The organism is Rhizobium aethiopicum (genome assembly GCF_014197535.1).
Taxonomy (GTDB): Bacteria; Pseudomonadota; Alphaproteobacteria; order Rhizobiales; family Rhizobiaceae; genus Rhizobium; species Rhizobium aethiopicum_A.
In genome coordinates this window covers 16,620-41,322 of sequence record NZ_JACIFV010000014.1, presented here as the reverse complement: position 1 = coordinate 41,322, position 24,703 = coordinate 16,620, and the positions used below count along the sequence as shown (strand labels likewise).

At 63.2% G+C, this 24,703-nt stretch carries 20 protein-coding genes; 12 read left to right on the top strand and 8 right to left on the bottom strand.

Going from position 1 to position 24,703, the window contains the following annotated elements:
* Positions 1–5: 5 nt before the first annotated feature.
* Positions 6–1,109 carry a 3,4-dihydroxy-2-butanone-4-phosphate synthase gene (gene ribB, locus GGD53_RS18810; protein WP_184458275.1) on the top strand — a complete coding sequence of 368 codons (1,104 nt, stop codon included), beginning with the start codon at positions 6–8 and terminating at the stop codon, positions 1,107–1,109.
* Positions 1,110–1,327: 218 nt separating this feature from the next.
* On the opposite strand, the gene GGD53_RS18805 is transcribed toward ribB, so the two are convergent.
* Complete coding sequence (locus GGD53_RS18805; RefSeq protein WP_184458273.1) at positions 1,328–2,518, bottom strand: winged helix-turn-helix domain-containing protein; 1,191 nt, start codon at positions 2,516–2,518, stop codon at positions 1,328–1,330.
* Positions 2,519–2,834: 316 nt separating this feature from the next.
* Here GGD53_RS18805 and GGD53_RS18800 point away from each other — a divergent pair, with 316 nt between their 5' ends.
* From GGD53_RS18800 to GGD53_RS18790, 3 genes are read left to right on the top strand one after another with little or no spacing between them, the layout of a single operon-like run.
* The gene (locus GGD53_RS18800; RefSeq protein ID WP_184458271.1) at positions 2,835–3,509 is read left to right on the top strand and encodes an energy-coupling factor ABC transporter ATP-binding protein; all 675 of its coding nucleotides are present in this window, start codon (positions 2,835–2,837) and stop codon (positions 3,507–3,509) included.
* Positions 3,509–4,117, top strand: a complete 609-nt coding sequence (locus GGD53_RS18795; protein ID WP_184458269.1) for an energy-coupling factor transporter transmembrane component T family protein — start codon at positions 3,509–3,511, stop codon at positions 4,115–4,117. The genes GGD53_RS18800 and GGD53_RS18795 overlap by 1 nt, the downstream gene beginning before the upstream one ends.
* 24 nt (positions 4,118–4,141) lie before the next feature.
* The gene (locus GGD53_RS18790) at positions 4,142–4,705 is read left to right on the top strand and encodes a biotin transporter BioY (RefSeq protein ID WP_184458479.1); all 564 of its coding nucleotides are present in this window, start codon (positions 4,142–4,144) and stop codon (positions 4,703–4,705) included.
* 353 nt (positions 4,706–5,058) lie between these two features.
* On the opposite strand, the gene GGD53_RS18785 is transcribed toward GGD53_RS18790, so the two are convergent.
* From GGD53_RS18785 to GGD53_RS18770, 4 genes are all read right to left on the bottom strand, one after another.
* Positions 5,059–6,198 carry an acyltransferase family protein gene (locus GGD53_RS18785; protein ID WP_184458267.1) on the bottom strand — a complete coding sequence of 380 codons (1,140 nt, stop codon included), beginning with the start codon at positions 6,196–6,198 and terminating at the stop codon, positions 5,059–5,061.
* A 659-nt stretch (positions 6,199–6,857) separates the two neighbouring features.
* Complete coding sequence (locus tag GGD53_RS18780; RefSeq protein WP_184458265.1) at positions 6,858–8,207, bottom strand: SLC13 family permease; 1,350 nt, start codon at positions 8,205–8,207, stop codon at positions 6,858–6,860.
* A gap of 84 nt (positions 8,208–8,291) precedes the next feature.
* Positions 8,292–9,803 carry an AMP-binding protein gene (locus tag GGD53_RS18775; RefSeq protein WP_184458263.1) on the bottom strand — a complete coding sequence of 504 codons (1,512 nt, stop codon included), beginning with the start codon at positions 9,801–9,803 and terminating at the stop codon, positions 8,292–8,294.
* Positions 9,800–11,224 carry a malonyl-CoA decarboxylase gene (locus GGD53_RS18770; RefSeq protein WP_184458261.1) on the bottom strand — a complete coding sequence of 475 codons (1,425 nt, stop codon included), beginning with the start codon at positions 11,222–11,224 and terminating at the stop codon, positions 9,800–9,802. The genes GGD53_RS18775 and GGD53_RS18770 overlap by 4 nt, the downstream gene beginning before the upstream one ends.
* Before the next feature lie 165 nt (positions 11,225–11,389).
* On the opposite strand from GGD53_RS18770, the gene GGD53_RS18765 reads away from it, so the two are divergent.
* Positions 11,390–12,040 (top strand): GntR family transcriptional regulator, encoded by a 651-nt coding sequence (locus GGD53_RS18765; RefSeq protein WP_184458258.1) that lies wholly within the window; start codon positions 11,390–11,392, stop codon positions 12,038–12,040.
* A 297-nt stretch (positions 12,041–12,337) separates the two neighbouring features.
* On the opposite strand, the gene GGD53_RS18755 is transcribed toward GGD53_RS18765, so the two are convergent.
* Positions 12,338–12,739, bottom strand: a complete 402-nt coding sequence (locus GGD53_RS18755) for an acyl-CoA thioesterase (protein WP_184458256.1) — start codon at positions 12,737–12,739, stop codon at positions 12,338–12,340.
* A 263-nt stretch (positions 12,740–13,002) separates the two neighbouring features.
* Here GGD53_RS18755 and GGD53_RS18750 point away from each other — a divergent pair, with 263 nt between their 5' ends.
* From GGD53_RS18750 to GGD53_RS18735, 4 genes are all read left to right on the top strand, one after another.
* Positions 13,003–13,938 carry a histone deacetylase family protein gene (locus tag GGD53_RS18750; RefSeq protein WP_184458254.1) on the top strand — a complete coding sequence of 312 codons (936 nt, stop codon included), beginning with the start codon at positions 13,003–13,005 and terminating at the stop codon, positions 13,936–13,938.
* A 2-nt stretch (positions 13,939–13,940) separates the two neighbouring features.
* Complete coding sequence (locus GGD53_RS18745) at positions 13,941–14,192, top strand: exodeoxyribonuclease VII small subunit (protein ID WP_184458252.1); 252 nt, start codon at positions 13,941–13,943, stop codon at positions 14,190–14,192.
* 87 nt (positions 14,193–14,279) lie between these two features.
* Positions 14,280–15,047 (top strand): SDR family NAD(P)-dependent oxidoreductase, encoded by a 768-nt coding sequence (locus tag GGD53_RS18740; protein ID WP_184458251.1) that lies wholly within the window; start codon positions 14,280–14,282, stop codon positions 15,045–15,047.
* A gap of 89 nt (positions 15,048–15,136) precedes the next feature.
* Positions 15,137–16,060, top strand: a complete 924-nt coding sequence (locus GGD53_RS18735; RefSeq protein WP_184458249.1) for a pirin family protein — start codon at positions 15,137–15,139, stop codon at positions 16,058–16,060.
* Positions 16,061–16,093: 33 nt separating this feature from the next.
* Here GGD53_RS18735 and GGD53_RS18730 read toward each other — a convergent pair whose 3' ends face one another.
* The gene (locus GGD53_RS18730) at positions 16,094–18,070 is read right to left on the bottom strand and encodes a phospholipase D-like domain-containing protein (RefSeq protein WP_184458247.1); all 1,977 of its coding nucleotides are present in this window, start codon (positions 18,068–18,070) and stop codon (positions 16,094–16,096) included.
* Positions 18,071–18,334: 264 nt separating this feature from the next.
* Here GGD53_RS18730 and dxs point away from each other — a divergent pair, with 264 nt between their 5' ends.
* Positions 18,335–20,251: a 1-deoxy-D-xylulose-5-phosphate synthase gene (gene dxs, locus GGD53_RS18725; protein ID WP_184458245.1), complete on the top strand. Its 1,917-nt coding sequence runs from the start codon at positions 18,335–18,337 to the stop codon at positions 20,249–20,251.
* A gap of 238 nt (positions 20,252–20,489) precedes the next feature.
* Here dxs and GGD53_RS18720 read toward each other — a convergent pair whose 3' ends face one another.
* Complete coding sequence (locus tag GGD53_RS18720) at positions 20,490–22,433, bottom strand: methyl-accepting chemotaxis protein (RefSeq protein WP_184458243.1); 1,944 nt, start codon at positions 22,431–22,433, stop codon at positions 20,490–20,492.
* A gap of 226 nt (positions 22,434–22,659) precedes the next feature.
* Here GGD53_RS18720 and GGD53_RS18715 point away from each other — a divergent pair, with 226 nt between their 5' ends.
* Positions 22,660–23,445 carry a TlyA family RNA methyltransferase gene (locus GGD53_RS18715; protein ID WP_432443141.1) on the top strand — a complete coding sequence of 262 codons (786 nt, stop codon included), beginning with the start codon at positions 22,660–22,662 and terminating at the stop codon, positions 23,443–23,445.
* Positions 23,442–24,692, top strand: coding sequence for an RsmD family RNA methyltransferase (locus GGD53_RS18710; RefSeq protein WP_184458241.1), 1,251 nt, complete (start codon positions 23,442–23,444; stop codon positions 24,690–24,692). The genes GGD53_RS18715 and GGD53_RS18710 overlap by 4 nt, the downstream gene beginning before the upstream one ends.
* The last annotated feature ends 11 nt before the right edge of the window (positions 24,693–24,703 follow it).

Below are 24,703 nucleotides of genomic sequence, written 5' to 3'. Positions count from 1 at the left end.
CGTCCATGTCTTACGATCAGAAACGCGTCGTCGACGCCATCAGGGCCTTCGAGGCCGGCGAAATCGTCGTCGTCATGGACGACAATGACCGCGAGAACGAGGGCGACCTGATCGTCGCCGCCGTGCACACCACGCCGGAGAAGATGGCCTTCATCGTGCGCCATACCTCAGGCATCGTCTGCGCGCCAATGCCGAAGGAAGAGGCCAAGCGCCTCAACCTCAACGCCATGGTGGCGGAGAACGATTCGGCCCACACGACCGCCTTCACCGTCTCGGTCGACTTCAAGCATGGCACGACGACCGGCATCTCGGCCGACGACCGGACGCTGACGGTACGCAACCTCGCCAATCCGAATGTGGGGGCCGCCGATTTCGTCCGTCCCGGCCACATCTTTCCGCTGATATCGCGTGAAGGCGGCGTGCTGATGCGCTCCGGCCATACGGAAGCGGCCGTCGACCTATGCCGGCTCGCCGGCCTGCCGCCGATCGGCGTCATCTCCGAACTGGTCAATGACGACGGCACCGTCACCCGCGGGCCGCAGGTGGTCGATTTCGCCGGGAAGCACGGGCTGAAGCTCGTCTCCGTCGCCGACCTCATCGCCTATCGCCAGCGCAAGGAAACGCTGGTCGAACATGGCGCGAGCTTCGACATCGACACGCCGTTCGGCAAGGCCAAGGCCCATACCTATTCCCTGCCGTGGGATCCGATGCAGCATCTCGCCGTCGTCTTCGGCGACATCCGCGACGGCGTCGACATTCCGGTGCGCCTGCATCCGGAAAATGTTGCCGAGGATCTTTTCGGCAAGAAGAGCCCGGTCGATTTCTACATGGAGAAGATCGCTGCGGAAGGGCGCGGCGTCATCGTCTATCTGCGCGAAGGCTCCGTCGGCGTCGGCCACTACGACAACGGCCGCAAGGCCCGCAACCAGGGCCGCGAAGCCCATACCGAGGCGCAGACGCGCGAGAGCGAATGGCTGGAAATCGGCCTCGGCGCCCAGATCCTCAAGGACCTCGGCGTCAGCTCGATCAAGCTGCTCACCAGCCGCGAGCGCCACTATGTCGGCCTGGAAGGTTTTGGCATCAAGATCAGCAAGACGGAGATCTGCTGAGCGGAGCCAGCGATGGCAAGAGAAAGACCCCTCCCCAACCCCTCCCCACAAGGGGGAGGGACTAACCCGCTGCCGGGTCGTGCCGCCGAAATGCGCTTCCACATGTTGGCGTCGTCAGGAATGAAACTCGACGGGGCGCCACGCAGCAGCCCCTCCCCCTTGTGGGGAGGGGTTGGGGAGGGGTTTTCGCGGAGAACGCTGCGCCTGCCGCGAAGGGATTACCCTCTCCACCCCTCCAAAAGCACCACCTTCTCCACCCCCGCAAACCGCGCCACCCGCTCCAGTTCCGCCTCCAGCCGCTCCAGCCGCCCGGCAGAAGGCTTCACGCCCGGCTCCAGCCAGAGCCGCCTGACATCGAGCGTCGATTTCTTCCGGTCGGCCTTCATGTCGATGCGGCCGATCAGCCTGTCGCCTTCGAGCAGCGGGAAGACGTAATAGCCATACTCACGCTTCGGCTCGGGCACGAAAACCTCGATGCGGTAGAAGAAGCCGAACAGGCGTTCGGTGCGGTTGCGGTCGCGGATCATCGGGTCGAAGGGGCTGAGCACGCGGATGCGGGGCGGAGCATCGGGATGGCTGTCGAGCGTCGAGAGAAAGTCGGCAAAGGCCCAGGATGGCCGTGCCTTGGCCCCGAGCGCCGGCTCGACCAGCACTTCGGTCAGCTCGTCGCGATGGGCTGATACCCAGGCCTTGGCTTCGTCGGGCGAGACCAGGTTCCAGAAGGCTGCGATCTCACCGTGGGTGGCAAAACCGAGGCGGGCAAGCGCGCTGCGGCAGGCCCAATCGACGAAGTCTTCGCGGCTCACCTCCGGCTCGCGGAATTCGGCCGGGATGACGCGCTCGGTCAGATCATAGATCTTCTGGAAATTCGAGCGGCCGGCGATGGCGAACTTGCCGGTGTGCCAGAAATATTCGAGCGCCGTCTTGTTCGGATGCCAGTTCCACCAGCCGCCGGAGACGTGGCCATCGGCCTTGACGTCGCGCGCCAGCATCGCGCCGTCGCGACGGACACGCTCATAGGTCTCCTCAAAAGCCGCCTCGAAACCCTCGCCGCGCCACTTGCGCCAGCGCTCGACCAAGACCTTCTCCTGATGGCGGAACTTGTGCTTCCAATAGACGAAGAAGGCGCTCGGCAGGATCGAGGCATCGTGCGTCCAATGCTCGAACAGCGCGCGTTCCTTTTCGAGCAGCGCCTTCAGATGCTCGCGCCGATAGGTCTGGTTGCGGGAAAACAGGATCTGATGATGCGCCCGCTCAACCGTCTGGATGCTATCCACCTGGACGAAGCCGAGATCGTGGATCAGCTGCAGCAGGCCGGCCTTGGTCAAGGCGCGGTTCGGTGGGGCGCTGAGGCCCTGCTTGGCAAGAAAGACGCGGCGGGCATCGGAATTGGAAAGCAGATTCGTCATGGCCGTATCATAACGCGGAAAATCTTCCTAGCCACCCGATATCGACAGCGCGATTTGCTCTTTGTAGAAGCACTGCTATCAGGTTGGCGCCAATGGCTGCGTCTGCGGCGCGGCTGCCCCTCACCCTAACCCTCTCCCCGTTCTGACGGGGAGAGGGGACGTGCCCTGCGAGAGGCTGGTGGGGAACCGAGAGGTCGCCGCATGGCCCCTTCGCCCCGCAAGCGGGGAGAAGGTGGCGGCAGCCGGATGAGGGGCTGGTCTCGCAGATCTGCCCATTGATGGCGCTTTCCAGCGTCGCCGGATACGAGGGACTGCTTTGAACATTCAATTCGAAAGCGCGGGTGTCAGTTTCGGGGCGCGGGTGGCGCTGGAGCCGCTGACGCTCGCCATCAGCGGCAAACGCATCGGCGTCATCGGGCTGAACGGCTCGGGCAAGACCACCTTTGCGCGGCTGATCAACGGGCTGACCAAGCCGACCAGCGGCCGCGTCATGGTCAATGGCCGCGACACGGCCGACGAGAAGACTGTTGTCGCCGATGTCGGCTTCATCTTCCAGTCGCCGCAGAACCAGATCATCCTGCCGATCGTCAAGGACGACATCGCCTTCGGGCTGAAGCGGCGCGGCCTCAGCAAAGGGGAGATCGAGGCAAGGGTCGAAGGCGTGCTGGCCCGCTTCGGCGCCGAGGCGCTGGCCGATCGCCGCGCGCACGAGCTTTCCGGCGGCGAACTGCAGGTGGCCGCACTCTGCTCGGTGCTGGCGACCGGCCCCGGCATTCTCATCCTCGACGAGCCGACCAACCAGCTCGATCTGAAGAACCGGGCGCTGGTCGAGAGGATCATCGCCGGACTGCCGGAAAGCGCCATCGTCATCACCCACGACCTCGAGCTGATCGGCGGGTTCGAGCGGGTGCTGCTGTTTCATCAAGGGCGGCTTGCCGCCGATGCGCCGGCGGCCGAAGCCATCGCCCGCTACAGAGAGATCGCCGCCTGATGCAATCGCTCTACGTCGAAGGCAACAGCCGCATGCACCGACTCTCGCCGCGGGCAAAACTCCTGTCGCTGACGGCCTTCGCCATGCTGCTGTTCATCAGCCACAATCTGCTTCTGCTCTCGGGCGCCGTGCTGGCGGCGGCGGTGCTCTACGGCACGGTCGGCCTGCCGCTCGACGAGGCGTTGCGACGTCTGCGGCCGATCTTCCTGACGATTGCGGTCGTCGCCCTCTTCAACCTCATCTTCAATCCATGGCAGACAGCGCTCGTGCCGGTGCTGCGGCTGACGGCGCTGATGCTTCTCGCCGCCAGCGTGACGGCGACGACGACCATTACCGAGTTCATCGACGAGGTGACGGCGCTCGCCCGCCCGCTCGAGCGCACCGGACGGGTTCAGGCCGACGATATCGGTCTCGCTCTCGGGCTGGTGCTGCGCTTCGTGCCTGAGATCGTCAACCGTTACCAGGCGATCCGCGAGGCGCACAAGGCGCGGGGGCTGAAGGTCCGGCCGACTAGCCTGCTTGCGCCGCTGATCATTCTGACGCTGAAGGACGCGGATAATGTCGCCGCCGCGATTGACGCGCGCCGCATTCGGCGGCATGGAAGTTAACGATTTTTTAACACGGAGTTCATGATGAGCACCCGCGACCTCGTCCTTACCGCCCTCTTTGCCGCGATTATCGTGGCGCTCGGCCTGCTGCCGCCGATCTCGCTCGGCTTCATCCCGGTGCCGATCACCGCCCAATCGCTCGGCGTCATGATGGCCGGCGTCGTGCTCGGCGCCCGGCGCGGCGCGATCGCCGTGCTGATCGTGCTGCTGCTGGTCGCGATCGGCCTGCCGGTGCTGTCCGGCGGCCGCGGCGGCCTGGCGATCTTCGCCTCGCCCACGGCCGGCTTCCTCGTCGGCTGGATCTTTGGCGCCTTCGTCACCGGCTATCTCAGCGAGCGGCTGGTCAACCACGGGCAATCCGGCCTGGTGCAGACGGTGAGCTTCTTCCTGGCCGCGATGATCGGCGGGATCGTCGTGCTCTACGCCTTCGGCATCACCTACCTCGCGACCGTCGCAGGCCTCGGCTTCACGAAAGCCTTCGTCGGCTCGATGGCTTTCATTCCGGGCGATGTGATCAAGGCCATCGTCGCTGCCCTCCTCGGCCGCGCCGTCATGGTCGGCTATCCCCTGCTGCCGGCGCGCGCTTGAGCGCGTAACGGCCGATACTTGCTCAGCGTGTCGCAATGGCCGCCTTCCGCGCGAAGGCGGCCATTCTGCGTTGAAGGAAGTCGCGTGAATGCGCGTGTCAAGCCTGAGCAGGAGCAAGGTGGAGTGAGCTCCGCGGCAGGGGCCTTGAGCGGAGTGTCCCCTGCCGCTCGCTCTCCTCAACCTCCGTCATTCCAGGCCTTGAGCCTGGAATCCATTCCCCGTGCTGCAAGAGGCCACATAGATGCTCGGGTCAAGCCCGAGCAGGACGGAGAGTGGGGTAAACTTCAAGGCAAGAACCGAGACGGGAAATCGGACGTCATCGCGCCTCCGGCCTACCCTCTTCTCGATTCCCCCTAAGCCCGAGACTCCTTCGCCTGAAATCCGGCAGCGCGCTGCCCAAGCCGGTCGAGGAACCCTCGCAGGACCTTGCGGATCGGCGGCTCTCCCCATTTGCACACCGCAAGCGACATTGAGCAGACGATCGCGACGGCTAGAACCAGCGCCGGGAGCGGTGCCAATCCTAGAGCAGTCAACCAGTCGAGAAGCTGGACGCCGATGGCGAAATGCAGGAGATAGAGCGGGTAGGTCATCGAGCCGAGGGTCTTCACCGACTGAAGGAAGGAGGCCGGCAGGTGACTGATCCGCTTGCTGTAGCCGACGCTTGCAACGATCGAGGCCAGCCCCGCCGCCCAGACGACGATTGCGGGAAACGACGAGAAAGCATGGCCCGCAGCGGCGAGCGTACGGTCGCTGGTGTTCTCGCCTGCCATGTAGATCTGAACAGTCCCCGTCGCCAGGGCGCAGAGGAAGCCCAGCCAGGAAATGCGGTTCATCCGACCCTGGGACAGCAGCCATATGTAGATGCCGATAGCGAATTGGCAGCCATAATAGAAGGGAATGGCCCGCCAGGCGGTCTCTGTGAATATGGCCGGGATGGCTGCATCGGGAAAGGCGTATAACAGCGCAATGAACGCTGTGCTGGCCAACGACAGGCCGAGCGCCAGGGCAGGCATCCTCGTCTTTTGCCGCGTCGCGCACATGATGAAGATGATGGCATAGAAACAGATCTCGCATGCCAAGGTCCAATATTGGCCGTCTATCCAGGGCCCGCCGGGATAGAGCGTGATCGAGCGCAGATAATTCCAGAGGAGGCGTCTGTTGACGTCTTGCGTCGCGATGATGATCAGCGTCAGCGATGCGCAGATCCATACCGCCGGATAGAGCCGCAGAATGCGCCCTTTGAGAAAGGACATGGCGCTGGCGGAAGCGGCGGAGTTGACGATGACGAAGCCCGATATGACGAAGAACAATTCGACGCCAACCCATCCGGGCTGAGCGATGTTCTCGATCGCCGGCATTGCATAGGCTCGGAGATATAACGGCGAAGCCCAGGAAGCAAATCCAAGATGAAATACGGTCACCATGAGCGCACATACAAATCGCAGTGCGTCGATCCCGTAAATATACGGGCTTCCAGCCGCAGATTTTGCCATATTGATTGTCTCCAACACCTTCGCCCCAGCGCCGACCCGACTGAGATAGGGCGCGAGTTTCCTGCGACGACCCCAAAATTGAATTGCGTGTTGGATCCGCTCGTCTATCAGCCCGTCAGATCAGTTCTGCAATCCCGCGCGCGTCTGAGATTCCGGCCTGGCACGGAGCGTTGTTCGGGCAACAAAAAACCGGCCTTGAGGCGGTCGGGCATTCTATCGATTTCCGTTTGATCTAGTCTCCTCCTCCACCGTCTCCTCCGCCACCGTCCCCGCCACCTCCATCGCCGCCTTCGCAACCTCCGTCATCAGAGGCCTCGAACTCAACACTAGCATCGCCGCCTGAGTCCGCACTGCGCCTGGTGTTTGCGGTGGTCTGGGCGGTTGTTCCTTCTTTTACCGCGGACAGGGCAAAGGCCAGAAGACCTGCAACGAGCATGGTGGTCAGAAGATATGAATCCAATCAGTGTCCTTTCTTGCATCAGGAAATTTTGTTTCCTGATAAAAATAGTGGATTACTTTCGCGATCCTCGCAATAGGCTCGATATGAAATTTTTATGACAGCCTCGGCCACGTCAACCGAGGCCGGCAATCGCCACTTAGGGGAATGGCCGCAGGCGATCGCCTGCGGCGGAAGCGATGGGCTCGGCGGCCCGTCGTCGTCACACCAGTCCCGGCACGACGAAGACCAGCCAGGCGACGATGGGACCGATGAGAGCAATCAGCGCGCTGTAGATCAGCAACTGCTGCAGCACCTGCTCGCGCCTCTCATCCGGCGCATTGGCGACGACAAGTGCACCATTGGTGGAGAAGGGGCTGGTATCGACGATCGTCGTCGAGATGGCGATCGCCGCGACCACGCCGACAGCGCTGACATGTCCTTGCAGCAGGAACGGAACGGCAAGCGGGATGATGGCGCCGAGCAGTGCGGTCGAGGATGCAAAGGCCGAGACGATGGCGCCGGTGAAGCAAAGCAGCAGCGCCACCAATAGCGGCATGCCGAGACTGGAGATGCCGTGCGCGACGTAATCGACCGTACCGGCTTTTTCCATGACGCCGACATAGGTGATGATGCCGGCGATCAGCAGCACGGTCGACCAGCTGACCTTGTCGATCGCCGCCTTCTGGGTTTTCGGCGACAGCAGCGCCAGGGCGACGGCGACGGTCATGGCGACGAGGCCGACATTGAACTTGAAAACCAGGGCGCCGATGCCGAGCGCCGTCAGGCCGATCAGGGTGGTGATTCTTTCATTGTTCAGACGCAGCGTCGCCGCCGTATCGGCCGCCGTGCCGTAGGCATGCTCCCGGATCGGCTTGGCCGGCGTGCCGCCGTGGCCCCTGATCGAGGCCGACACGCCCTCGGGATGCAGTTCGGGCAAGGGGCCAGGTGATGTTGCCGGCGCGTGCTTCATGACCTTTGCGCCGCCGAAGGCGAAGAACACCAGCACAGATATCGCCAGGTTGAAGAAAAAGCTCGAGAGAAACAACGACGTCGGAGCGAAAGGCAGGCCGGCCTTCGCGACGATCTGGTTGGTGATGCCGCCATAGATGCTGATCGGTGAAAAGCCGCCTGCCTGGGCGCCGTGGATCACCATGAGACCCATCATCACCGGGTGAATGCGGTACTGAATGGCAAAGCTCAAGGCCACGGGGGCGAGAATGGCCACTGCGGCCGGCCCAAGCGCGCCGAAACCGGTGATGACGGCGGCGACGAGGAACATCACCCATGGGATCAGGCCGATGCGTCCACGCACCAGGCGCACGGCGCATTCGACCAGCCAGTCGATGGTGCCGTTGATCTGCGCGATGGCGAAGAGGTAGGTGACGGCGACCAGCGTCAGGAACAGATCGCTCGGGAAGCCGGCAAAAATATCACCGGTCTTCATGCCGATGGTCATGGAGCCGAGAAGGAAGGCGCCGGCAAAAGCAAGCGCGCCCATGTTGATCGGCTGGATCGTCGCAATGATGAACATCGCGACCAGCAGGCCTATGGCCAGTATTTCAATACCCATGATTCCCCTCCCTCCAGCGCCGTAGCTGTTGCGTTCAAGTTTGATGCGGATGCCGGCGCGCCCTCCTCCCAGAGGGCGGTCGCCTTACGTCCTGGTGTAAAGATCGGCGTATTGCTGCCGCAGGATGTTCTTCTGAACCTTGCCCATCGTGTTGCGCGGCAGGTCTTCGGCGAAGATGATGCGTTTAGGTTGTTTGTAGCGCGCGAGGCGGTTCTGAAGAGCGCTGACGATGCTCTTTTCATCCAGGACGGCGCCAGGCTTGCACACGACGACGGCGGTTACGCCTTCTCCGAAATCGGGATGCGGCACGCCGATCACAGCGCTTTCGACGACACCGTCGATCTGGTCGATCTCGCTCTCGACCTCTTTCGGATAGATGTTGTAGCCGCCCGAAATCACCAGATCCTTGCCGCGGCCGACGATGTGGACATAGCCGTCCCGATCAATCTTGCCGAGATCGCCGCTGATGAAGAAGCCGTCGGCGGTGAATTCGGCCGCGGTTTTCTCCGGCATGCGCCAATAGCCCTTGAAGACGTTCGGCCCCTTGATTTCGATCATGCCGGTTTCTTCAGGCGGCAGCACCTGTCCGGTGGCGGGATCGGTCACCCGCACCGTCACGTCAGGCAGCGGCAAGCCCACCGTCCCGGCAATCCTCTTTCCGTCATAGGGGTTCGACGTGTTCATATTGGTTTCGGTCATGCCGTAGCGCTCGAGAATCGCGTGGCCTGTCCGCGCCTGGAACGCGGTATGCGTCTCCGCCAGCAGCGGCGCCGAGCCTGAGATGAACAGGCGAATGTTGGCCGCCGCCTGTTTGTCGAAGCGCGGGCTTTGCAGGAGACGCACGTAGAAGGTCGGCACGCCCATCAGCATCGTTGCCTGCGGCATCAGCGAAACGACCTCATCGGCGTCGAACTTCGGCAGCAGGAACATCGAGGCGCCGGCGAGCAGCGTGACGTTGGTGGCGACGAAGAGCCCGTGCGTGTGGAAGATCGGCAGGGCATGAATCAGCCGGTCATCTGATGTGACGCGCCAGTAGTCCCGCAGGGTCAGGGCGTTGGAGAGCAGATTTCCATGGGTGAGCATCGCTCCCTTCGAACGGCCCGTTGTTCCCGAGGTGTAGAGGATCGCGGCCAGATCATCGGCGGCGCGCGAGGCATCGACAAAGTCGGCCGGCTCGTCGCGCGCAAGATCGAGCAAAGAGCCACTGCCGTCGGCGTCGAGGGTTTCGACGATCGCGCCGTGGCGTTTGGCGATGGTCTCCACGCCTTCCCGGGCGGCCGGGGCGACGACCACCAGACGCGGCTCCGCATCACCGATGAAATAGTCGAGCTCGGCTAGCGTATAGGCGGTGTTGAGCGGCAGGTAGACGGCACCGCTGCGAAGACAGGCGAGATAGAGGATGAGCGCCTCGACGCTTTTTTCGACCTGCACCGCAACCCGGTCGCCGGGGCGGATGCCGAGCGTGTCCATCGCGCCGGCGATGCGGCCGGAAAGAGCGAAGGCGTCGTCATAGGTCCATATGCGGGTGCTATCGATCCGGATGAACGCTGCGCCGGGCGCGGCGGCCCGCATGGCGTCGAAAAGATGGTTGCTCACTTTCGCCCTCCTCCAAGCGTGGAATTCATCAGTTGTACGAATGCTCGAGAGCCCTGCTGGCCATGGCCGCCGCGGCGGCCGTCATCGCTCTGGCTGAGCAGGTTTTTGACGGCGGGCGAGGCGATCACTTCGCCGCGCTGCGCCAGCGCCTCGTGGTTGGCGACGATGTCGTCGAGCTTGTAGAGGTAATTGACCATCAGACCGTGCGCCTGCTGGATAGCCTTGGGCGAGCGGTCGCCGAGGAAATTCAATCGTTCAAGCCGCGCGCCATTGCCGAGATGGAAGCGGGCAACGGGATCGACGGGACGGCCCTCCGGCGTCCGCTCGGTCAGGAAGTAGCGCGCCGCAAGCGGCAGCAATACGAGCTCCACTTCGGCCGCGCCGTTCTCCTTGCCGGCCCAGTTCGGATCGTCGAGCAAGGCCAGCGTTTTCAGGGCCGCTTCGGATAGAACCAGGCCGTCTGCCGCGGCGCGCACCTTGGCAAGCCAACGGGCAAAGCCCGGGACCGGCGACAGTGTGACGAAATTCTTCAGGCCGGGCAGGTCCCGGCGCAGGTCTTCCACGACCTGCTTGATCAGGAAATTGCCGAAGGAGATGCCGCGCAAGCCATCCTGGCAGTTGGAGATCGAATAGAAGACAGCCGTCGTCGCCTCGTCGGCATTGATCTGCTCCCTGCCCTCATCGAGCACATCGGCGATCGCCTTCGGCACGGATCGGGTAAGCGCCACCTCAACGAAGACGAGCGGCTCGTCGGCCAGTCGCGGGTGGAAAAAGGCAAAGCATCGACGGTCGGCCGGCGCCAAACGACGGCGCAACTCCTCCCAGCTGGCGATCTCATGCACGGCCTCGTATTTGATGATCTTCTCCAGGATGTTTGCCGGCGTCGACCAGTCGATGGGTCGCAGCGTCAGGAAGCCGCGATTGAACCAGGAGCCGAACAGATGCGTGAAGTCGGCATCAAGCGCGTCATAGGCTTCTGATCGGTCTTTGGAAGCAAGCAGCTGCTGGCGCATGCGAACGAGCGTGGCGGTGCCGTTCGGCGCGTGATTCAACCGGCGCAGAAGCTCCTGCCGCCGCGGCTCGGCTGCCTGGTGGAGCGCAATAACGGCGGCCGAACTCTTGTCGGTGCGGTAGCGTTCAATCGCCTGGTCGAGCTTGCTCGCATCAGGCCCGAATTTTTCGTGAAGCATCTGGAGGAATGTCTGCGCGCCCTCGCTGTCGAGGGCCTCCCAGCGATCAAGTATCTCGGCCGCAAGGGCCATGCCGGATGCTTCGCCCCGGCTCGACAGCAGCATTTCACAGAGGGTCTGAAGATCGGCTTTGGCGGCGGCCTGTGTGTTGCGCGAGCCGGAAAACAAAAGCTGGCGACCGTGATCCGTGATGCTTTGCAGCATGTCGGTGAAGAAAGACGCCTCGGGCATGCCATTCTCCTCGATTCCGAAGACCAGCCGTATTGTGCGGCCATTCAGACCATCTGCTTCCCATCGCCGGGCTTCGCCGGTAGTATGTAGAGTGTCATCTTTCGTACACGACGTCAACATTCGTGTATACAAGAATGACGTTTATGTATGAAGGATACAAGAGAGATGTCCGAGAATGTCGGCCGGTGGCTTCGGGATGAGATTGAAGATGCAATACTTTCCTACGAATTCGCCCCTGGCGAACGGCTTGACGAAACGGTGCTTGCCAATCGGTTCGGCGTATCGCGAACGCCAGTGCGCGAAGCGCTGATGCAGCTTGACGCCATCGGGCTGATCGAAATCCGTCCGCGCCGGGGTGCGGTCGTGATCGATCCGGGACCGCACCGGATCTACGAGATGTTCGAGGTCATGGCCGAGCTCGAGGGCCTTGCCGGGTCGCTCGCGGCACGCCGGCTGGACAACACCTCCCGGGAAGCGATCACCGCCACCCACAGCCGCTGCGAACAATCGGCCGGCGCCGGCGACAGCGATGCCTATTATTACGACAACGAGGAATTCCATAAGGCGATCTACGCGGCGAGCCGCAGCGATTTCCTCGAGGAGCAATGCGTGCAACTGCATCGACGCCTGCGGCCATACCGCCGTCTCCAGCTGCGTGTGCGCAATCGCCTCTCAACCTCCTTCTCGGAACATTGCGCCATCGTCGACGCGATCTTTGCCGGAAACGGTGACGAGGCCCGCCGCCTGCTGCGAACGCATGTCGGCATTCAGGGCGAGAGGTTCAGCGATCTGGTTGCCAGCATGGCGTCGAGATGACGGGACGGCCATACGAATTTCAGGCGGCGGAAAGCCGAGCCGCATCGCGGAGATCAAGGAAACCGTCTGCGTAAAAACCGCAAGCAACGGGTTCTTACTCTTGAGGTTCATCTCCACGATGCGGGGAAACGAAGGTCTTTTTCTTATCAGGCCATGCCGAGCGAAGTGCTTTCCAGAAATCCCGCAGCGCCAGAAGCAGCGCGCCTCTTTGTGTTCCATACATGAACTTCACAACATCGTCGGCGTCCCACCGACCGGTCTCTCGCTCGTCCTTCATCGCTACCTGCCGCAACGCCCCTAATCCAAAAACCCATAGAGCCAGTCGCGCGTTTCCTCAGGCAGCGAGGCCGGCGATTGGTCCTCCCCGTTGTGGGCCTGCCAGATGATCTCGACCTCGGCGGCACGCTCCTCCCCCGTGTCGATCGAAACGAGGAAGCCGATGGACCGCACGCCGATCTTGTCGATGGCGGCGGTGAAGATTGCCGGCTCGTCATGGTGCAGCGGGCGGTGAAGCATGCAGGAGATCTTGCTGGCGCTATAGAGCGGTTCGTCGTCGACGTCGGGCCGCGCCGACCAGAAGCTGGCAATGACGGATTCAGCATAAGAAATATAGGAGGCCAGGAACATCTTGCCGTTCATATCGACATCGCGAAACGGCACGCGTATTTCCGTCACCCCAGGACGCTTTGACTCACTCATCAACAATACTGCCTTACAACATTCCCCCAAACAGACTTTACTGCATAATTCATTGGACCGAAACAGATTTGATTCAAAGTGTTAGAGCCTGGCTTGCAGGTTCTTGAAGGCGTGCCGGTGCGACGATGCGATCGGTGCAAACATTGGGCTGAACGGTTCGCATCCCAGAGCATGCGAAACCGCCGCGGGAGCACTTGTTGAAATCGGCGGGCAATGCCCCATCTGCTGTGGAACATGACGCAAGCGGCCGATAGAGTGTCTCCATGAGCACCCGTCTTTATGAACACCCGATCTTCCTGGAACATGTGACGCCCGCCGGCCACCCCGAGCGATCGGATCGGATCCGCGCCATCAATGTCGCGCTGGAACATCCGAATTTCGAACGGCTGGAGCGCCGGCAGGCGCCTGAGGCGAGCGAGGATGCGGTGCTGCTGGCGCATCCGGAGGAGCATCTTGCCGCCGTCATGCGGGAGATTCCTGAGGAAGAGGATCGGATCAACCAGCTCGAAGCCGATACTTATGCCAGCGTCAAAAGCCTGCAGGCGGCGCTGACCGGGATCGGCGGGGCGATGGCGGCGGTGGACGATGTCTTTTCCGGCCAGGCCGACAATGTCTTCGTCGCCGCGCGTCCGCCCGGCCACCATGCCGAGAAGATGACGGCGATGGGCTTCTGCTTCTTCAACAATGCGGCGATTGCCGCCCGTCATGCGCAGAAGAGGCATGGCGCCGAGCGCGTCGCCATCGTCGATTGGGACGTGCACCACGGTAACGGCACGCAGGATATTTTCTGGGACGATCCCTCGGTGCTGTTCTGTTCGACGCATCAGATGCCCCTCTACCCCGGCAGCGGTGCCAAGGAGGAGAAGGGCAAGCACAATACCATCGTCAATGCGCCGCTTTCGCCGAATGTCGGCAGCGACCATTTCCGCGAGGCGTTCAAATCGCGGGTGCTGCCGGCGCTCGACGATTTTCGGCCGGACCTGATCATCATCTCTGCCGGCTTCGACGCGCATCACCGCGATCCGCTGGCGCAGATCAATCTGACCGGCGAGGATTTCGACTGGGCGACCGGCCGCGTCCTCGAACTGGCGGACCGGCACGCGAAGAACCGGGTCGTCAGCCTGCTCGAAGGCGGCTATGATCTCGAAGGGCTGGCCGAATCGGCGGGCATGCATATTCTGAGAATGATGAAGGGTTGAGAATGACTGACAGCGCCAAGCCGGAAGTGTCCGGCCTTTCCTTCGAAAAGGCGGTCGCCGAACTCGAAAGCATCGTCGCCCGGCTGGAACGCGGCGACGTGGCGCTGGATGAATCCATCGAGATCTATGAGCGCGGCGAAGCGCTGAAGAAACATTGCGAGACGCTGCTTTCGGCGGCCGAGAACCGCATCGAGAAGATCAGGCTCGACCGCGCCGGCAAGCCGCAGGGCGTCGAGCCGCTCGACGGCGTCTGAGCCTGCCGAACGCTGCATTTGAAGACGCTTGGCGATCGGCTTTGGGTCGATCTATGATCCCCTTCCGGAACCATCAGGGGACAAACAATGACGGACAGATTGAAGGGCAAGGTCGCCATCATCTCGGGCGGCGCGACCGGCATGGGGGGTGCTGCCTCGAAGCTGTTTGCGGCCGAAGGCGCGCGCGTTGCGATCATCGACCGCAATGGCCACGCGGCCGCCGAGACCGTGAAGCAGATCCGTGATGACGGCGGCGAGGCCGACTGCTGGACGGCCGATGTCTCAGACGAAGCCGCCGTCAATGCCGCCGTGGCCGGCGTCGAGGAACGCTATGGCGCGGTGACGGTCCTCTTCAATCATGCCGGCACCATCGTCATCAAGCCTTTCCTGGAGACGACGCTTCAGGAATGGGACTGGCTGCACGCCGTCAATGTGCGGTCGATGTTCCTGATGACCAAGGCGGTGCTGCCGAAGATGATCGCCGCCGGCGGCGGATCGATCGTCTGCACCTCGTCGATCTCGGCGATCGCCGCCACCCCGATGGAAGTGCTCTACGACACCACCAAGGGCGCGGTGCACATGTTTGCCCGCGCCATCGCCGTCGAGTTCCGCGACCGAAACATCCGCTGCAACGCCGTCTGCCCCGGTTTCATCCGCACGCCGCACGGGCTGCGCGAGGTCGCCGACCTGCAGGCGCTCGGCGTCGATGTTTCGGATGCCGCGATCGCCGCGCAGCAGGGACGGATCGGCGAACCGGAAGACGTGGCGCGGGCCGCCCTTTATCTCGCCAGCGATGAATCGAGCTTCGTCAATGGCGCTCATCTCTTCGTCGATAACGGCTTCACCGCGATCTGACATCATGGAGCCTCTTCGGCACATCCTGTTGGACGCGCGGCGCTGCAGGGACTATCTGTGGTCGACGTCCCTGCAAGCGGAGATCCCTCATGTCCTTCTTTCCCGGTAAAGATCCCCTGCCCGGCGATGCCTTCGCCTGCGATGCGATCGAGAACCTGATCATTCCGCGCAGCAGCGATATCGGCGGCTTCCAGGTGCGGCGCGCGCTGCCGACGCGGCAGCGGCGGCTGGTCGGGCCGTTCATCTTCTTCGACCGCATGGGACCGGCGATCCTGAAGCCCAACGAGGCGCTCGACGTCAAGCCGCATCCGCATATCGGTCTTTCCACCGTCACCTATCTGTTCGACGGCGAGATCCGCCATCGCGACAGCCTCGGCACGGAAAAGGTCATCCGTCCGGGCGACATCAACCTGATGACGGCAGGCCGCGGCATCGTCCATTCCGAGCGCACGCCGGACAATCTGCGCGGCCATCCGTTGCTGATGTCCGGGCTGCAGACATGGCTCGCGCTGCCCGACGACAAGGAGGAGATCGATCCCTCCTTCGCCCATACGGAAAAGACCGACATGCCGCTGATCGAGACATCAGGGGTGCGCGGCCGGGTCGTCATCGGCTCGTTCGAAGGCATGACATCGCCGGTCGGCACGTTCTCCGACACGGTTTATGTCGATCTCAACCTGCAGCCCGGCGCTCGCTTTCCCTTCGGCGCCGGTCACGAGGAGCGCGCCGTCTACGCGCTGTCGGGCGAGGTCGTCATCGCAGGCGATCGCTTCGCCGCCGATCAGCTGCTAGTCTTCCGGCCGGGCGATGCGATCACGCTGGAAGCCGGCGGCGACGGCTGTCATCTGATGCTCTTCGGCGGCGCGGCGCTGAATTCGAAACGCTATATCTGGTGGAATTTCGTCTCCTCCTCGAAGGAGCGGATCGAGAAGGCCAAGGAGGAATGGCGCAGCGGCCGCTTCGATATCGTGCCGGGTGACGAGGAGGAATTCGTACCTCTGCCGGAGGGTTGACGGCGGCGATGCGCCGCCGGCAACTTGCGACAATCAACCCGCCGCGAAATAGCGCGTCAGCGCTCCCTTCGTGCGGTTGACATAGCCGTCCTGCCAGCTGTCGTCGACATTGAGAAAGCCCGACCAGCCCTTCTTGCCCTGGCGCTTCAGCTCCGCCTCGACCGCACGGAAGCGGTAGTGATCGTAGACGTCGAGGATATGCACCGCATAGGCTTCGGCAAGCGCGCGGTTGCCTTTGACGATCAGCATGTTCTCGTCATTGGCGTAAGAGGCCTTGAAGCCGAGATTGTGGCTGCCGAGGACGACGACGCACTCGTCCGACAAGGGATCGATCACCAGCACCTTGTCGTGAATGATGGCGCCGACCTTCTTGGCCGTCAGTTCCTCGGCGCCGAAATCCGCCAGCAGCTGGCGGTCGTCGATGCGCGAGGCACGGACGATCGAGACATTGGCCTCGTCGAACGTATGGGGCGAGACGGCGTCGACATCGTCGTCCTCGTCGTCGGGATCGTTCTTCTTGCCGGCGACATAATTGGGCATGGCCTGGGCGCTTGAAACGGCGCCGGTGACGATCAGCTTCTGATCCTTGAGGCCGATATCGATCGCCTCGCCGACGATGCAATCCCTGCCCGACTGGCCGGGATAGAAGGCGAGGAACAGCACGGCGTGCTCGGCGCGGCGCATCAGCCGGTAGACTTCACGCAAGTCGGGTGGCGTCGCCTTGCCCTTCTTGCGGCTCTGCATGTTCGGCGAAAACCATGCTTCGATCGAAGCGCCATTGCCGGTCGGGATGAGCGAAGGCGTTTCGTTCGAATGCCGGAACGCCTTGCTCTGCTGGTTGTCGGGCATGCCGTCGTCGAATTCGACAGGCGCTTCCAGCGTCGCATTGTCTTCCAGCATCCGCTCCCAATAAGAAACATAGGCCGCGGCGGCCGCATCGTTCCTGACGATCAGCGCATTGTTGGACTGGCCGGCAAGGCCCGTCGCCGTCCAGTTGGTGCTGCCGGTGAAGACGCTGCGATCGCCACCATCCGGCGGGATGTGGACGACGAATTTGTTGTGGCCGATCTGGCTCGAATTGTTGAACATGCGGTGGTGAATCTCGACACCGGCCTCGATCAGCGCCGTGCGTGCGTGGGCATTGCGCACATCCCAATCATCTCCGACCTTTCCCGTATTGGCGAGGATGATGCGCAGCTTGTCCTTGTTGGCAAGCAACAGGTCGAGCAGTTCCAGGTCCTCCAGCTCATAGAGGGCGACAAGGAAGCGGCCGGGCGCATTCATGAAGTCCCTGAGCATCGGGATAACATCGCCGGCAAGATATTTGCGGATGCCGTTTTCCGGATTGGAGATCATGTCGATCAGCTCGTTCGGCTGCTTCACCCCGTCTTCCAGCAGGACGTTCCGCAGCCATTGAGCGGCGAGGATGCCGTTGGTGAAGCTGGACTCGAACTGGCCGCGCTTGCGCGTCACATGGACCGGATTGGAGGCGACGGCCGGCCCGAGATAGCCGAGCGGCCGCGGCGGCCCTTCATAGGCCTTGACCGCGATTTTCTCAAAGCTGCCGTTCTTCTCGATCGGCTTGCCTTTTTCGTCCCGCTTGTTGATCTCGACCATCTGAGGCGTCGGATCGGGCGCGGCCTGCATGCCCGGCTTCAGGTCGCCGAGCGGGCGGATTTCATAGCGCACGCGGACCTCGTCCGGCCGTCGTCTCATTTCGTTGCGCCGCTTGCGCAGCGTCAGATCGCGCCAGGAGAGCTTCTGCACCGGCCAGAGCGAGGTGGTTTGCGGCAGCCAGTGGGGGTTGCGCTGCCCCTTGAAGGCGACCCAGGCGGCGCAGGTCACACTGTCCTCGCTGCCATCAAGCTTTTTCGCTACGTTTCCCTGCTCGTCGAGATAGACGCGGACGACTTCGAACCCGAGGCATCCCTCGATCTTGGCATCGATCTCCCAGGCCACATAGGCGACCTCGTTGTTCACATAGGCATGCGCTGCAACAATCGTTCCCATGACCCGTCCCCCCAGTCAGCACGGCAACATTGCTACCTTTCCGTGTCATATTCAAGCTGCTCGCCGGCTTTCCGCGCGTTCGCTCGGCGGGGCAAATCAGGCAAATGCAACTCACAGAAATAGAAAGTGATATCTTCCGAAACCGCTCACACTTTTTTCCGCCATGCTCTAAGGTGAAAACCTTCGGTTCCTGAAATGCACTTGTTTTGCCCCGATCTAATCGAATAAAGCGAAACGAGGAAAAGCAAGAAAGAGCGCCCGCCCGTGACACAACTGCCGAAGACCCCCCTGCTCGACCAGGTCGTCTATCCCGCCGACCTGCGCAAGCTCGAGGATCGCGAGCTGCCGCAGCTTGCCCGCGAGGTCCGGGACGAAATGATCGATGCGGTGTCGCGCACCGGCGGTCATCTCGGCGCCGGCCTCGGCGTGGTCGAGCTGACGATCGCCATCCACAGCGTCTTCGATACGCCCAACGACCGGCTGATCTTCGATGTCGGCCACCAGTGCTATCCGCACAAGATCCTCACCGGCCGGCGCGACCGGATCCGCACGCTGCGCCAGGAAAACGGGCTGTCCGGCTTCACCCGTCGGGCCGAAAGCGAATATGATCCCTTCGGGGCGGCGCATTCCTCGACCTCGATCTCGGCCGGCCTCGGCATGGCGATCGCCGCCGATCTCGAGAAGACCGATCGCCGCGTCATCGCCGTCATCGGCGATGGGGCGATGTCGGCCGGCATGGCCTATGAGGCGCTGAACAATGCCGGCGCCCTCGATGCCCGCCTCATCGTCATCCTCAACGACAACGACATGTCGATCGCGCCGCCGACAGGGGCGATGAGCGCCTATCTCGCTCGCCTCGCCTCGGGCCGCACCTATATGGGCTTCCGGGACTTCGGCAAGAAACTGACGGCCTATCTCGGCAAGAATATCGACCGGGCGATCACCCGCGCCGTGGAGCATGCCCGCGGTTACGTCACCGGCGGCACGATGTTCGAGGAAATGGGTTTCTATCATATCGGGCCGATCGACGGGCATTCCTTCGACCATCTGCTGCCGGTACTGCGCAATGTGCGCGACAATGGGCGCGGACCGGTGCTGATCCATGTCGTCACCCAGAAGGGCAAGGGCTATCCGCCGGCGGAAGCCGCGGCCGACAAATATCACGGCGTCAACAAGTTCGACGTCATCACCGGCGCCCAGGCGCGGGTCAAACCGAATGCGCCGAGCTATACCAGCGTCTTTGCCGAAGCGCTGGTGCAGGAAGCCGCCCTCGATGACAAGATCGTCGGCATCACCGCCGCCATGCCGAACGGCACCGGCCTCGACAAGCTCGCCGAAGCCTTCCCGTCGCGCTGCTTCGATGTCGGCATCGCCGAGCAGCATGCCGTGACCTTTGCCGCCGGCCTGGCGGCCGAGGGCTACAAGCCGTTCGCCGCGCTTTACTCAACTTTCCTGCAGCGCGCCTATGACCAGGTCGTCCACGATGTCGCGATCCAGGGACTGCCGGTGCGTTTTCCGATCGACCGCGCCGGCTTCGTCGGCGCCGACGGGCCGACCCATGCCGGCTCCTTCGACACCGCCTTCCTCGCCACCCTGCCTGGCTTCGTGGTGATGGCGGCAGCCGATGAGGCCGAACTGAAACATATGGTGCGAACGGCCGCCGCCTATGATGCCGGTCCGATCTCCTTCCGTTATCCCCGCGGCGAAGGTGTCGGCGTCGACATGCCGGCGCGGGGCGAAATCCTGCAGATCGGCAAGGGCCGCATCGTCAAGGAAGGCACCAAGGTGGCGCTGCTCTCCTTCGGCACGCGGCTTGCCGACTGCCTGCTTGCCAGCGAGGATCTCGAGGCCGCCGGCCTGTCGACGACGGTCGCCGATGCGCGTTTCGCCAAGCCACTCGACCACGATCTGATCCGCCAGCTCGCCCGCCACCACGAGATGCTGATCACCGTCGAAGAAGGCTCGGTCGGCGGCTTCGGCAGTCAGGTGATGCAATATCTCTCAAGCGAAGGCCTGCTCGACAACGGGCTGAAGATCCGCTCGCTTGTTATGCCGGATATCTGGATGGAACAGGCCAAGCCCGAAGCGATGAACGCCCATGCGGGGCTGGATCGCGCGGGGATTGTTTCGACGGTGTTCCGGGCGCTGGGGCGTGGGGTTGCGGTTGGAGTTGCTGGGTAGATGAATTGTGAGGGTGTGCCGTGTGGCCCCCTCATCCGCCCTACGGGCACCTTCTCCCCGCTGGGGAGAAGAGGTAATCGAGAGGTCGCGGCATCACCCCTTCTCCTCAACGGGGAGAAGGTGGCCCGAAGGGTCGGATGAGGGGGCTGCGGGCCGCACCATAACCATCTCATCATTGAAAAAAGGCGGCACCCCTGCGCCGCCCTCTTCCTTTAACCTGTCTCCGAAAGCGCCGCTCTCAGAACTCCGTCCAATCCTCCTGAACCGCAGCCGCAGCACTTGCCTGTTTGCCGCCAAATGCCTTGGTGACTTTGCTGGCGAGGGCGCGGGCCGGTGAGGCGACCGGGCGGGAGGCGGGCGTTGCGGCTGAAGTCTTCTGGGCCGCAGCGGCAAGCTCGGCTCCGAGTTTGAACTGGCGCAACAACTCGTCCAGGGCGCTGGCTTCCTGGGCGAGCGCATGGCTTGCGGCGGTCTGTTCCTCGACCATGGCGGCATTCTGCTGCGTGCCCTGATCCATATTGTTGACGGCGGTGTTGATCTCCTGCAGCCCGATCGACTGTTCGCGCGTGGCGGTGACGATCGCGTTGACGTTACGGTTGATCTCCTGCACCTCGGCGACGATCGCCTCCAGCGCCTTGCCGGTTTCGCCGACCAGCGTGACGCCGGTCTGAACATGCGTGCCGGAATTGGTGATCAGGTCCTTGATTTCCTTCGCAGCCTTGGCGGAACGCTGCGCCAGTTCGCGCACTTCCTGGGCGACGACCGCGAAACCCTTGCCCGCCTCACCGGCGCGTGCCGCCTCGACGCCTGCATTCAGCGCCAAGAGGTTGGTCTGGAAGGCGATATCGTCGATGACACCGATGATATTGGAGATTTCGCCCGAGGACTTTTCGATCTGCTGCATGGCCGAGACCGCCCTGCGGACGACATCGCCGGATTTTTCGGCACCGAGGCGGGTGCGCTCGACGAGATTGCCGACATCCTCGGCGCGCTTGGCGCTGTCGCGCACCGTCGTCGTCACCTGCTCGAGGGCTGCGGCGGTCTCTTCGACGGCGGCGGCCTGCTGCTCGGTGCGATGGGCAAGATCGTCGGCGGCCGAGCGGATCTCGCCGGCGCCGGCATTGATCGCCGAGGCGTTGCGGCCGACCGACTGGAGTGCCGCCTGCAGCTTTTCCACGGCATGGTTGAAGTCGTTGCGCAGGCTGTCATATTGCGGCGCGAAGGGCGCCTGGATGCGGGCGGCGACATCACCGACGGCAAGGCCGGCAAGGCCACCGGCCAAAGCGTCGACGGCATGGCGGAGCTCGCCTTCCTCGCGCGCCTTCTGCTCATCGCTTGCCTGGCGCTGGCGCTCGGCATCATCACGCATGCGGTCGGTTTCACCGGCAAGGCGCAGCTTCTCGATCGCCGCCTGCTTGAAGACCAGAACCGACTGGGCCATGCGGCCGATTTCGTCGCCGCGCTCGACAGCCGGGACCTCGATGTCGTTCTGACCGCCGGCGAGACGATCCATGGCGGCGGTCATGCCGACGACCGGGCGGACGATGGTGCGCGACATCAGCCAGGCGAGAAGGGCGGCGGCAAGCGAGGCGACAATGCCACCAGCAAGCAGTGTCGTCGCCAGATCGCTGTTGGCATCGGCCCGGATCGCGGCAAGAGCATTCGACTTTTCGCGGGCGGTGGCCTTGATCTTGGTGGACGCCTGGCGGAAACCATCGAGCTGACCCTTGGTGGCGTTGACGCCGATCTTGACGACCTCTTCGATCGGCATGTCGGTTTCCTTGCGCGCCTTGGTCTGCGGTTCGGCAAGTTCATGGAAATAGAGGTCTGCGGCCTTCTGCATGCCGTCGATCATCTCGAGCAGCTGCGGCTCGCCTGATGCCGTCTGCTTGGCGGCAGCGATCGCCTTCAGCATGCGCTCGCGGTTGGCGAAGACATCGCCATAGGTGCTGTCGCTGCGGAAGAGGATGAAGCCGCGCAGGTTGACCGCCTGCTCGAGCATGGCCTGCAGCGCATCGTCGATCTGATTGACGAGCAGTTCCGATTTTTCCTGCTCGGCGGAGGCGGCCGCCGACGCCGTCGCCTTCGAATAGACGAAAGCCGAAACGGACACGAAGATCAGAATGAGGGCTGCGAACGTGGCCGCAAGCTTCCCGTTCAAGGATATGTTTTTAGCAGACATCGGTGAGTTCTCCTGGCGACAGTCGACGCGGCGAGAGACAGTCGCGCGCAAGGCGCAACCGCAGAGACTTGGAATCGGAAACATGATCGGCGGAAGACGCCTGCGCCTTCATGGCGCCAAGCGGTTCGGACCAACCGCTGCAATCGTGGCGACCCTATGCGGGCAGGCTTTAAATTTGCTTAAATTGCGCATCTCAGGAATTGCCCTGCAATCCGCTGGGAATAAAATGCTTGCAAGCGGCGGCTTTGCCGGTCATTCACAGCCGATGTCCGATCAGAACAGCCAACGCCTCGACCAGCTTCTCGTCTCCCGCGGCCTCTTTGCCAGCCGCTCGCGGGCGCGCGACGCCGTGCAGCGTGGCACGGTCAGGATCGGCGGCCAGGTGGTAACCAAGGCCGGCGCGCTCTTCGGCGACGATGCCGATATCGAGATCGACGATCCGGCACAGGCTTACGTCTCGCGCGCCGCACTGAAGCTTGCCGCCGCTCTTGACCATTTCCGGCTCGATCCCGCCGGCCATCACTGTCTTGATATCGGCGCTTCCACCGGCGGCTTCACCGAAGTGCTGCTGCAGCGGGGTGCTGCGCATGTCACGGCCATCGATGTCGGCCATGGGCAAATGCATCCGCGGATATCGGCCGATCCGCGGGTGACGAACCGGGAGGGCGTCAACGCCCGCAGTCTCAGCGCCGACGATACCGGCGAGCCCGCCACCTTCATCGTCTCCGATGTCTCGTTCATCTCGCTGAAGCTGGCGCTGGCTCCGGCGCTCGATCTCGCCGCGCCGGGTGCCTTCGCCGTGCTCTTGGTCAAGCCGCAGTTCGAGGCCGGGCGCGAGGCGATCGGCAAGGGCGGGCTTTTGAAGGATCCCTCGTCTGCTCCGGCCGTCGCATCCGAGCTGGAGCGCTGGTTCACCGAGGACATGGGCTGGAAAAGCCTCGGCCTCATTCCCTCCCCGATATCAGGCGGCGACGGCAATCGGGAATATCTTCTGGCAGGATTGAAAGCGTGAGCACCGAAACCGTCACGATCGAGAAACTCGGCGCCCAGGGCGACGGCATCGCAAGCGACGCTGGCGGGCCTGTCTACGTGCCCTTTTCCCTGCCCGGGGAAACAGTGGCGATCGCCCGCGTCAAAAGCCATGGCACGATCATGTCGATCGCAGCGCCCTCGCCCGACCGGCAGGAGCCGCCCTGCCGGCATTTCGGCCCGGACGGCGTCAACGGCACCTGCGGCGGCTGCACGCTGCAGCACCTGGCCGACCGTCCTTATCGCGCCTTCAAGCGCCAACTGGTCGTCGATGCGTTGAAATCCAAGGGGTTGACGCCCGATATCGGCGAGATCGTTCCGGCCCACCCGGGCGAGCGCCGGCGTGTGGTGTTTGCGGCGCGCCGGACCGAGAAGGATATGCTGATCGGCTTCAACCAAGCCGAAAGCCATCATATCGTCGCCATCGAGGAATGTCCGATCTCGTCTTCGGGCATCGTCGCCCGGCTGCCGGCGATCAAGGCGATCGCCGCATCGCTGGCGACCAGGGCCGAAGCCTTCCGGATCGCGGTGCTCGAAACGCTCTCCGGCCTCGATCTTGCGGTCGACGAGATCAAGAAGCTCTCCGACCCGCAGCGGCGCAAGGCGATCGAGACGGTGCTGGCCTTGCGCGGCATCGCCCGCGTGACGGTGAATGGCGAAATCCTGGTCGAGCCGTCGAAGCCGCTCCTCGATTTCGGCGGTGTCTCGGTTTCGCCGCCGGCGGGGGGTTTTGCCCAGGCGACAAAGCCGGCCGAAGAGGCGATGGCGGAGCTGGTGCTTGCCCATGCCGGCAGGGCCAAGCGGATCGCCGATCTCTTTGCCGGCGCCGGCACGTTTTCACTCAGGCTGGCGCGGATCGGCCGCGTCCATGCCGTCGAAGCCGAGGCGAATGCGCTCGCAGCCCTTGACCAGGCTGCGCGCAAAACCCAAGGGCTGAAGCCGGTGACGATCGAGAAACGCGACCTCTTCCGCCGTCCGCTGATGACGCAGGAATTCAAGCCCTATGACGTCGTCGTCTTCGATCCGCCGCGCGCCGGCGCGGAGTTCCAGTGCAAGGAGCTCGCCCGCTCGGCGGTCAAAAAGATCGCAGCCGTCAGCTGCAATCCGCTGACGCTGGCGCGTGATCTCGCGATCCTCGTCGAGGGCGGCTACCGCATCACCGGAGTAACGCCGATCGACCAGTTCCTGTGGACCTCGCATGTCGAGGTGGTGGCGACGCTGGAGAAATAGCGCCGCCATAT

Coding starts and splice junctions, on each gene's coding strand:
- ribB (WP_184458275.1), top strand. CDS start 6: ATGTCTTACGATCAGAAACGCGTCGTCGACGCCATCAGGGCCTTCGAG.
- GGD53_RS18805 (WP_184458273.1), bottom strand. CDS start 2,518: ATGACGAATCTGCTTTCCAATTCCGATGCCCGCCGCGTCTTTCTTGCC.
- GGD53_RS18795 (WP_184458269.1), top strand. CDS start 3,509: ATGCAATCGCTCTACGTCGAAGGCAACAGCCGCATGCACCGACTCTCG.
- GGD53_RS18790 (WP_184458479.1), top strand. CDS start 4,142: ATGAGCACCCGCGACCTCGTCCTTACCGCCCTCTTTGCCGCGATTATC.
- GGD53_RS18785 (WP_184458267.1), bottom strand. CDS start 6,198: ATGGCAAAATCTGCGGCTGGAAGCCCGTATATTTACGGGATCGACGCA.
- GGD53_RS18780 (WP_184458265.1), bottom strand. CDS start 8,207: ATGGGTATTGAAATACTGGCCATAGGCCTGCTGGTCGCGATGTTCATC.
- GGD53_RS18770 (WP_184458261.1), bottom strand. CDS start 11,224: ATGCCCGAGGCGTCTTTCTTCACCGACATGCTGCAAAGCATCACGGAT.
- GGD53_RS18765 (WP_184458258.1), top strand. CDS start 11,390: ATGTCCGAGAATGTCGGCCGGTGGCTTCGGGATGAGATTGAAGATGCA.
- GGD53_RS18755 (WP_184458256.1), bottom strand. CDS start 12,739: ATGAGTGAGTCAAAGCGTCCTGGGGTGACGGAAATACGCGTGCCGTTT.
- GGD53_RS18750 (WP_184458254.1), top strand. CDS start 13,003: ATGAGCACCCGTCTTTATGAACACCCGATCTTCCTGGAACATGTGACG.
- GGD53_RS18745 (WP_184458252.1), top strand. CDS start 13,941: ATGACTGACAGCGCCAAGCCGGAAGTGTCCGGCCTTTCCTTCGAAAAG.
- GGD53_RS18740 (WP_184458251.1), top strand. CDS start 14,280: ATGACGGACAGATTGAAGGGCAAGGTCGCCATCATCTCGGGCGGCGCG.
- GGD53_RS18735 (WP_184458249.1), top strand. CDS start 15,137: ATGTCCTTCTTTCCCGGTAAAGATCCCCTGCCCGGCGATGCCTTCGCC.
- GGD53_RS18730 (WP_184458247.1), bottom strand. CDS start 18,070: ATGGGAACGATTGTTGCAGCGCATGCCTATGTGAACAACGAGGTCGCC.
- GGD53_RS18720 (WP_184458243.1), bottom strand. CDS start 22,433: ATGTCTGCTAAAAACATATCCTTGAACGGGAAGCTTGCGGCCACGTTC.
- GGD53_RS18715 (WP_432443141.1), top strand. CDS start 22,660: ATGCTTGCAAGCGGCGGCTTTGCCGGTCATTCACAGCCGATGTCCGAT.